This window comes from Clostridium sp. C8-1-8, assembly GCF_009928445.1.
Lineage (GTDB): Bacteria > Bacillota > Clostridia > Clostridiales > Clostridiaceae > Clostridium_AR.
In genome coordinates, this window is the sequence record NZ_JAABNO010000002.1 from 132,276 (window position 1) to 142,602 (window position 10,327).

5 protein-coding genes are annotated in these 10,327 nt (G+C 31.1%); 4 read left to right on the top strand and 1 reads right to left on the bottom strand.

The window, feature by feature from the left end; all coding sequences use genetic code 11:
• The first annotated feature begins 46 nt into the window (after positions 1-46).
• On the top strand, positions 47-2,794 hold the full coding sequence (locus tag GXK57_RS02480; RefSeq protein ID WP_160670925.1) for a glycoside hydrolase family 3 protein: 2,748 nt from the start codon (positions 47-49) through the stop codon (positions 2,792-2,794).
• Between the two features lie 395 nt (positions 2,795-3,189).
• A complete protein-coding gene (locus GXK57_RS02485) occupies positions 3,190-4,053 on the top strand; it encodes a DMT family transporter (protein ID WP_160670928.1) in 864 nt (287 codons plus the stop codon).
• A gap of 64 nt (positions 4,054-4,117) precedes the next feature.
• Here the strand turns inward: GXK57_RS02485 and GXK57_RS02490 are convergent, their stop codons facing one another.
• Positions 4,118-5,725, bottom strand: a complete 1,608-nt coding sequence (locus GXK57_RS02490) for an FGGY-family carbohydrate kinase (protein ID WP_160670931.1) — start codon at positions 5,723-5,725, stop codon at positions 4,118-4,120.
• A 1,131-nt stretch (positions 5,726-6,856) separates the two neighbouring features.
• Between GXK57_RS02490 and GXK57_RS02495 the strand changes: the two genes are divergently transcribed.
• Entirely contained in the window at positions 6,857-7,654 is a 798-nt protein-coding gene (locus tag GXK57_RS02495) for an acyl-ACP thioesterase domain-containing protein (RefSeq protein WP_160670934.1), read from the top strand.
• A gap of 618 nt (positions 7,655-8,272) precedes the next feature.
• Complete coding sequence (locus tag GXK57_RS02500) at positions 8,273-10,327, top strand: non-ribosomal peptide synthetase (protein ID WP_160670937.1); 2,055 nt, start codon at positions 8,273-8,275, stop codon at positions 10,325-10,327.

Sequence of the window (10,327 nt, forward strand, 5' to 3'; positions counted from 1 at the left end):
ATCTATATAAAATGGCTCCACAATATATATTTGGGAGGATAAATTAATGAAAGCCTATACATTAGATTGGAATAAATACGTAGAAATTGCTAGAACTTCAGTAGCAGAAGGTTGTGTTTTGTTAAAGAACGACAACAAAGCTTTACCTATTTTAAAAGGTGAAAATGTAGCTGTATTTGGTCGTATTCAATTTGATTATTATAAAAGTGGAACAGGCTCTGGTGGCTTGGTCAATGTAAACTATGTTCATGGAATTTTAGATGGCCTTAAGGCTTGCAAAGACATATATATAAATGAAGAATTAGTGAATATCTACGAGGCTTGGTGTAAGGAAAACCCAATTGATAAGGGAGTTGGCTGGGCTGGTGAACCTTGGTCACAGGTTGAGATGCCTTTAAGTGATAACATAGTCTCTGCTGCAGCAGATAAATCAGATATTGCTATTATTGTTATTGGAAGAACTGCTGGTGAAGATAAAGATAATAAAAATGAGTCAGGAAGCTATTATTTAAGTGACTTAGAGAAGGAAATGATATCTAAGGTATGTTCAAGCTTTAAGAGAGTTGCTGTTGTTTTAAATGTAGGAAATATAATTGATATGAAGTGGGTGGAGGAATATAACCCATCCTCAGTGTTATATGCATGGCATGGTGGAATGGAAGGTGGTATGGGTGTTGCAGATGTACTAACTGGAGCAGTTTCACCTTCAGGTAAGCTATCAGATACTATAGCTTATAATTTAAGCGATTATCCATCAGATTCAAACTTTGGTGGTGCTGTCACTAACGTTTATCAAGAAGATATTTATGTTGGATATCGTTATTTTGAAACCTTTGCTAAGGAAAAGGTACAATATCCTTTTGGTTTTGGTCTTTCCTACACAAGTTTTTCTATGGAAACTGAATTTAATGAAGCTGAAGAAAGGGTTACTTTAAAAGTTACCGTTACTAATACCGGAGAGGTTTCAGGTAAGGAAGTAGTTCAGGTTTATGTAAATCCACCACAAGGATTACTTGGTAAACCAATTAGAAATTTAGTGGCATTTAAGAAAACAAAAACTTTAAGACCAGGAGAAAGTGAAGATCTAGAAATATTTGTGGAAAAATCTATGATGGCTTCCTACGATGACATCGGTGTAACCGGTCACAAATCTTGTTATGTTTTGGAAGCAGGCTCTTATGAATTATTTGTTGGTTCAGACGTACGTTCAGCTGCCTTAGTTGGAGGTTTTAGCTTAAATGAAATAATGGAAACCAGCAAACTTACAGAAGCTATGGCTCCTGTTAATGAATTTGATAGAATGAAGCCACGAAGAAATGAAAATGGTACTTTTACAATTACGATGGATAAAGTGCCTACTAGAACCATTGATATAGAAAGTCGACGTAAAGCTAGTATTCCAAGTTGCAAAGAATATACTGGCGATAGAGGCTACAAGCTTAAGGATGTAAAGAATGGTACAGTTTCTATAGGTGAATTTTTAGCACAACTATCAGATGAAGAGCTTAGTTATATGATTAAAGCTGAGGGAATGTGTAGCCCTAAGGTAACTCCTGGAACCGCTGCTGCCTTTGGAGGTGTTACTGAGAGACTTTTAGAGTTTGGTATTCCAGCTGGGTGCTGTACTGATGGACCTTCTGGTATGCGTTTAGACTCAGGAACTAATGCTTTTAGCTTGCCCAATGGAACCTTACTGGCTTGCACCTTTAATACAGAGTTAAATGAGGCTTTATTCGAGATGGAAGGTTTAGAAATGCGTAACAACCGTGTAGATACCTTGCTTGGACCTGGAATTAATATTCATAGGCATCCTCTAAATGGACGTAACTTTGAATATTTCTCAGAAGATCCATTCTTGACTGGAGAGATGGCCGTAGCTCAATTAAAGGGTATGCATCGTGTAGGAGTTACAGGAACTATTAAACATTTCTGTGCAAACAACCAAGAGTTTAAGCGAACTGAAATAAATTGTATAGTTTCAGAGCGTGCACTCCGTGAAATATACTTAAAGGGATATGAGATGGCAGTAAAAAACAGTAGGGCATATTCAATTATGACTACTTATGGTGCTGTGAATGGAGTATGGACAGCAGGTAATTACGATCAAAATACTGAAATACTACGTAATGAATGGAAATATGACGGATTTGTTATGACTGACTGGTGGGCCATGGCAAATGATGAGGGAGAAAAACCTTCAAGAGAGAACCTAGCAGCAATGGTACGTTCTCAAAATGACGTATACATGGTTACTCAAGATGCAGTTAGTTATGGTGATAATTTACTAGCTTCTTTAAAAGAGGGAACCTTAACTCGTGGAGAACTTGTAAGATGTGCATCTAATATTTGCAGCTTTTTGATGCGTACACCATCTATGGAACGTATGATGGGAGTAGAGAGAGAAGTTGAAATAATTAACAAGCCGGAAGATCAGTCAATAACAAGTGATTTTGATATGGAATATAAGAAAATTGATGAAATAACAACTATATCTCTGGAAGGTATAAATACTGATAGAGGAAGTAGCTATTTAATGGGAATTACTTTAGCTAAGATGGGTAACTACAGAATTTCCTTAACTGCATCCTCAACTGCTAGCGAAATTGCACAAATCCCAGTTACTCTATCTAGGAGTGGTAGTGATATAGGTACCTATTCCTTTAATGGAACAGGAGGAGAGAAAGTAACTCTAAGCAGAGAAACTTATATGTTTGGAGTTAACCACTATATGAAGATATACTTTGGTCAAAGTGGATTGAAGGTTCATTCTATTACTTTTGAATTTATTGGGTAACAGTTTATAAGCTAATATATCTAAAACGCAGAGCCTTTTGCTTCTGCGTTTTTACTATGTGAAAATATAGTTTTCCTCATGCTTAACTATAGCAGTTACGAGGGTTTAGCATAGTTATTTAGGCTTTGTAGTAAAGATTCATTTTCAGACAACAATTTATTTCAGTGGCTAAGAAAAGGCAGATGGAGAAAATTTGTTACTTAATTAACTTGATACTGTACCTTATTTTATGTTAATTTATTAAAGGTTGGAGTAATGCAATCATAAATACATATGAATCACTTTAGATTAAAATTGATTTGTAGATCTTAAAAGTAAGACTATGTTTAAAAATATTGTATTTTAACGAAGCTTAAAACAGTAGTAAATTTTCTATAGAAAGTAGGGTTATACTTATGAAGCTTGGCTACATTACTTCTATATTATCAGCCATTTTATTTGGGCTTGCGGGAGTTTTTATTAAACTTATATTCTTTTATAATATAGATTCTATTGATTTAATAATATTACAATATGCTTTTATTATAGCTATATTATTTGTTGGACTAGCAACCTTTAATATCAATATATTAAAAGTGGGAAAGAGGGACCTTTTTAGACTTATTATTTTAGGAATAATAGGTGATTGTTTTATGACGGTATTTTATTATAAGTCCTTTTACTACCTTCCAGTGGGAATAGCTACGGTGTTACTTTATACATCACCTATTTTTATATATTTATATTCAATATTTTTTGAACATAAAAAGTTTACTATTAAAAGCTTTAGCCTGCTTATAGTTATATTTATTGGATGTTCCATGGTTATAGGAATCTTACCATTTTCTTATTCACCAATAGGTATACTATACGGTATTTTAGGAGCAGCAGCTTTTGGGTTTATGAATGTGTATTCTTCTAAGAAACTTGAAAATATTAATGCAATGAGTCTAACTTTTTACTCTATGCTATTCTCATTGATTCTTCTTTGTATATATAGACTGCCTTCAAAGGGAATAGATTTAAACCTCCCAATAAAGGCCTATATTTTTATAGTGGTTCTAGCTCTTTTATGTGCCTTTTTACCACTCATGCTGTTCTATTATTCAATAAAGCATATTGGTTCCTTTAACACTTCTGTTATTGGTAACATAGAAGTGCCTACATCAATTATTGCAGGATTACTTATTTTTGGAGAGAAGATAAATCTAATTCAATTAGTGGGAATTATCATCATATTATTTGGTGTCTATAATATAGAAAAGAGTAATGATATGTAAATGGAGCATTAAATTTATAAATAAAAATGGAGTAACCATTGATTTAAGGTTACTCCATTTTTATTTATTTAAGATTATTTACAGCAGCTCTTTCTATAGCAAGTCCATTAGTATAACGGTTCATGAATTCATCAAAGCCTTTAACATCCTTAGGATCTGGATTCATTTTTGTACTAACTTTTCCGCCAAATACCTTTTCGTCTAAATAATGCTCTAATGTTTCATTTTCTGTTTTATTAAGCATGTAAGATGCAAGTAGAGCAATTCCCCATGCTCCGCCTTCTCCAGCAGTTTCCATAACAGAAACAGGAGCATCTATAGCAGCAGCCATAATCTTTTGTCCAACACCTTTAGTTTTAAATAATCCACCATGTCCTAGCATTTCATCAACTTTAACGCCTTCTTCTTTAAGAAGTAAGTCTAAACCAGTTTTTAGAGCGCCTAAAGATGTGAATAGATGTACACGGATGAAATTAGCTAAGTTAAACTTGCTTTCTGGTGTACGTACAAATAGTGGACGACCTTCTTCAAAATTAGTTATATGTTCTCCGGAGAAGTAGTTGTATGCTAATAAGCCACCACAGTCTGAATCTCCTTCAAGAGCTTTGTTATACAAAGTTGCAAATAATTTATCCATGTTAACTTCCATTCCCATTGCTTCAGAGTATTCTTTAAATAAGCCTACCCATGCATTAAGATCGGAAGTACAGTTGTTACAATGCACCATAGCAACTAAGTTACCAGTAGGAGTTGTAACTAAATCTATTTCTTCATAAGGCTTTGATAAGTCTTTTTCAAGAACAATCATAGCAAAAACTGAAGTTCCAGCTGAAACATTACCAGTACGCTTTGCAATGCTATTTGTTGCAACCATACCTGTTCCTGCATCACCTTCTGGTGGGCAAAGAGGAATACCAGCTTTTAGTTTACCAGTAACATCTAGTAGTTTTGCTCCTTCTTCTGTAAGGACTCCAGCACTTTCACCAGCTAATAAAACCTTTGGTAGTATGTCTTGAAGCTTCCAATCAAAGTTTTTAGATGATACTAATTCATTGAATTGATTAATCATATTTGAGTTATAGTTCTTTGTTTCTATATCTATAGGGAACATTCCTGATGCTTCACCAACACCTATAACTTTTTCGCCTGTTAGCTTCCAATGAACATATCCTTCTAAGGTTGTTTGGAAGTTTATATCACTTACATGGTCTTCACCATTTAAAATAGCTTGATAAAGATGAGCTATACTCCATCTTTGAGGAATATGATAGTTAAAAAGTTTAGTCAATTCTTCTGAAGCTTGTTCAGTAATAGTGTTACGCCATGTACGGAATGGAACTAGAAGTTCTCCTTCCTTATTAAATGCCATATATCCATGCATCATAGCGCTGAAACCTATAGCACCGATTGTTTCAAGAGTTACTCCATATTGAGCTTCTACATCTTTAGCCATCTTCTGATAACTGTCTTGTATACCTGTCCAAATATCATCTAAGCTATAAGTCCAGATGTTATTGATGTAACTGTTTTCCCAGTCGTGGCTGCCAGAAGCTATAGGTGAGTTGTCTTCACCAATAAGAACTGCTTTGATTCTTGTTGAACCAAGTTCAATACCAAGTACTGTTTTTCCGTTGATAATTGAATTTTTGATATCATTCACTGTAATACTCAATTTTTATTCCTCCATAAAATATTGTAATATTTATATAATTTGAATTGATAACGTTTAGATGTTTAACTATGAACCTTCCTTGCTAAAATACATAATTGAAAGGTCATAGATTATGTACGTACAACTTATGGCGAAACTATTTTGTGAATATTATAATCAATAGTTGAGCTATTAATGCTAGATTCTATTTAAAATTATTGATTGTCTCGTCTGTTGTTGAAACTAGTACTTTAAATATTTTCTGTATATATTAAAATGAAATTCTCACAGAATAATATTGTACGTACAACCTATAGTGTTATTGTACTATCAAAAAAACATTTAATCAATATGATTTTAGTGTAAACTTGAAATTTTTAGTTGTTATTATAAAGTTTCTGTGTAGTCTACTACTTTAGCGTTTTAATTGCTTTTATATAAACCTTACATTTAGCAATCGATAAAATGAGGCTATAGTTAGTGAAATCATGATTGGATATATAGAGCACTTAGATTATGTAGGTATCAGATATATTTATTATTGATTATAAATTAGAATAGTAATTATTGAAAATATAAAAGTGACTAACTATTATGAAAAACTTGACATTATAAGAAAAAAATAATACAATTTATAGCTTTATAATTGTGGGAAAAGGTTCTTTTAATAACAAGTATATATATATATATTATCGAAACGGAAAAAGATGAATAGTATATATGTCTTAATAAGGAAAACTTTTGTTAACAAATGGTTAAAAATGGAATGGAAAGTAAACGTAAGAGAAATGAAGTATTAACGAGCTGGATGCTAAATAATGCATGCAATTAGATTGAAATTGATTTGTGTGAACAAAAATATTGCAGTATTATATTTTTATGGAAATATATAGGTTAAATGTAACATAATTAAACTTATTAAATGAAATACTAAACATTTTTAGTGTAGAAAGTTAATATGTATTAAATAATGAGATGAATGTATAGAATAAAAATACTAAATTCAATTATATTTTTTACTTAGATAATACAAAATCTAAAATAATAGAGGATGGTAGATACATTTCAATTATATTAACGCATTTTGAATTACTTCTTACATTATATATTAATTATTAACATATTCATAAAAAATGATAAAGGAGAGATAAAATGTTATCAATAGAGAAAGAATATGAGATACACTACTATGATGTTGACATAAACAAGAAATTAACACTAACAAGCCTAATGAATTTTCTTCAAGACATATTTGTGTATGCATCCGAGAGTGGAGGCAGAGGAATACAATATATGAATAATATAAACTTGACGTGGGTTGTTCATAAGTGGGAAATAAATATGTATGACTATCCAAGTTATAGCGAAAGCATAAAGATAAGAATGACCCCAACGGCATACAGAAAATCGTATATGAATATAAGATTTGAGATATTAGATTCTTATGAAAACATAATAGCAGATGCATATTCATTATGGATTCTGTTGGATATGAAAGATAGGATACCTTGTAGAAATAAATTTGAGGATGTGTATAAGGTTTATGGGCTAAATTACTCTGATAACAAAATTAATATAATGAAAGAAATAAAAACAACCAGTGATTTACATGATATCAAAGAGTTTCACGTGGGTTATTGTGACATAGATACCAATGGCCACGTTAATAATGTAAAATATTTATCATGGATTCTGAACTCGGTTTCACTAGACATAATGAGGTACTATACAGTAAAGCAAATAAGTATTAGTTATAAAAAACCAGCTAGCTATAATGATGTAATAAGGACAAGCTATACAAAAGAGAATGATGAACAGTTTATTAGATGTACACATAAAATAGTAAGTGATGATGAAATTGTACTGGTCCTAGCAGAAACGCTATGGCAGATAACTACTACTAAAGAGATTGAAACAACAAGCCAAGAATACAGTAAATTAATGCTGTAATATAACTATTCTTTAAAAGGGGTTAATAAAATATTAGATTTTTTAAGGCTATTCTATAAGCATAAAATTAATTTAATATGTTATTTACAATCAATTCTACAAACATTTTTTAAAACTATAACTTAAAGCTATAAGTACTATTATACTTTCAGATTACATTTATATAAACAATAACTAGGATCACAAACTATATTTTGCTTATATATTTAGGCATCATTTAACAACTATAATACCAAAGTAATACCTACTAGAAAATAACAGACATTTCTTAATCTCACTAACAAAACTCTTTAAACCTAAAATCTATAAACTTTCAAACATCTATTAAAATATCTTTATAAGAAATAAAATATTATATTTTATTTATTATTAATTTTTAACTTATAAAAGCAACATGGATTTAATGAAAAAGGATATGTAATCGATACGCTACATTAATAATAACCTAAGACTGTATTTTAGTAAAAAAGAAAAAATGATTAAGTATGCTTATCTTGGAAATATTATATAAAAAATAATCAACTATATAAATATTAACTGAATTGAACTATAAATAATGTTACACATTAAAGGTACATGAAAAAGAATATATGTTTGCTAAATTTGGAGGGGAATAGTATGAAAAACATATTAGATGTGTTTATTGATAGGGCTAAAGGGGAGAATAGTATAACCTTTGTAATTGATGAAAATAAAGAAGAGACAATATCTTTAAAAAACATTTATTTAAAGGCCCTGAAGTTACTTTATAGTCTGCAGCAAGCTGGAGTAGAAGAAAATGACGAAATAATATTTCAAATAGAAGATAATAGAAATTATATTATATCACTATGGGCATGTATGCTAGGAGGGATTATACCAGTATATGTAAATGTAGGTAACAATTCTGAGCAACGATTAAAGTTATTTAGAATATGGAGGCAATTAAAAAATCCACATCTAATTACAGATAACAGTGATTTGAAAAAACTTGAAGATTGCGCTATTGAGTATGGATTATGTGAATGTATGGAAGAAATTTTAAGTAATACTTACATGATGAATATAGAAAGTAGTAATAGTGGATTAGGAAAGATTAAGAAGAGGCAAGGAGAAGATATAGCACTTATACAGTTTTCTTCTGGTTCTACAGGAGATCCTAAAGGGGTATTAATTACTCATGATAATTTAGTATCTAATATAGATGCTATGATAGAGCGTACAAAAACAAGCTCTGAAGATTCATTTCTTAGCTGGATGCCATTAAACCATAATATGGGGATGATTGGATTTCATCTCTTTCCATTAAAAGCTAATTCTAAACAGGTTATAATGGAAACAAGTTTATTCCTAAAAGATCCTACTATATGGTTAGATAAGATTAACAAGCATAAGTCTACTCATATTATTTCCCCTAATTTTGGATATAAGTATTTGTTATCAAAACTAACTACCTGCAGCAAAAAATCATGGGATTTTTCTAACGTTCGCTTGATTTTTAATGGAGGGGAACCTATATCTACTTCGCTAAGTAACGATTTTACTGAAGCACTAAAAGCATATGGGCTCAGTGCCAATAGTATGTATCCGGTATATGGTATGTCAGAAGCGACATTGGCAATTTGCTTTCCGTCACTTGAGGAAAAGATGAGAATATTAAGTGTAGATAGAAATCATATTAATACAGGGAGTCCAGTAAGGCTTATAAATAACAAATCAGATTTTAGCAATGCTCTAGAATTTGCTAGTGTAGGATCTCCATTATCATGTTGCGCAGTACGCATAGTTGATGATTCAAATAATATATTAGAAGAAAACTTTGTTGGTAATATACAGATTAAAGGCAAAAATGTAACTAGAGGTTATTATAATAGTCTAGAGATGACTAAAAAAGTGATAGACCAAGATGGATGGCTGAATACTGGAGATATAGGTTTCTTAAATAACGGACAAGTTATTGTTACAGGGAGAGCAAAAGATATTATTTTTATTAATGGGCGTAATTACTATCCATATGATATAGAGAGAGTTGTTGAACAAGTAGATGGTGTTGAAGATGGAAAAGTAATAGCATGTGGAGCATACAATAGTGACAATCATAGAGAAGAAGTTATAATTTTTGTTCAGACTGAATATATTTTGTCAAACTTTGCTCCATTGGCTCTAAAGATTAAAGGATATATAGCAACTAACATGGGAATAAATGTAGCGGATGTGATACCAGTTAGTAGTTTTCATAAGACAGGAAGTGGAAAAGTACAAAGGTACATCATGTCAGAGATATATAGCAATGGTGAATTTAAAGAAATATCCGAACAAATAAATAAATTTAGTAGAGAATTTTTGAACAAAGAAAATATAGAAGAGGCAAGAAATGACACTGAAGGTATAATTCTTTCTGTATGTAAAAAGATATTAGGAGTGCCTGTAATAGATGTAAATGAAAATTTAGTTGAGCTTGGGCTAGATTCTATACTTATTCCTCAAATATGTAACGAATTAGATAAGTATTTTCCTAAAAATGTATCAGTTGCTCAAATATTAGCTCATCCATCAGTGGTGCAATTATCTCAATATATTGATAATTTTGGTTCAAAAGAGACTAGAGATAAGACAATCTATAAACTTTTTGACAAGGTTAATGAAGATGATTTTGAAATAGATGAATTTCTTGATGCTTTAGATAAAAAGTGA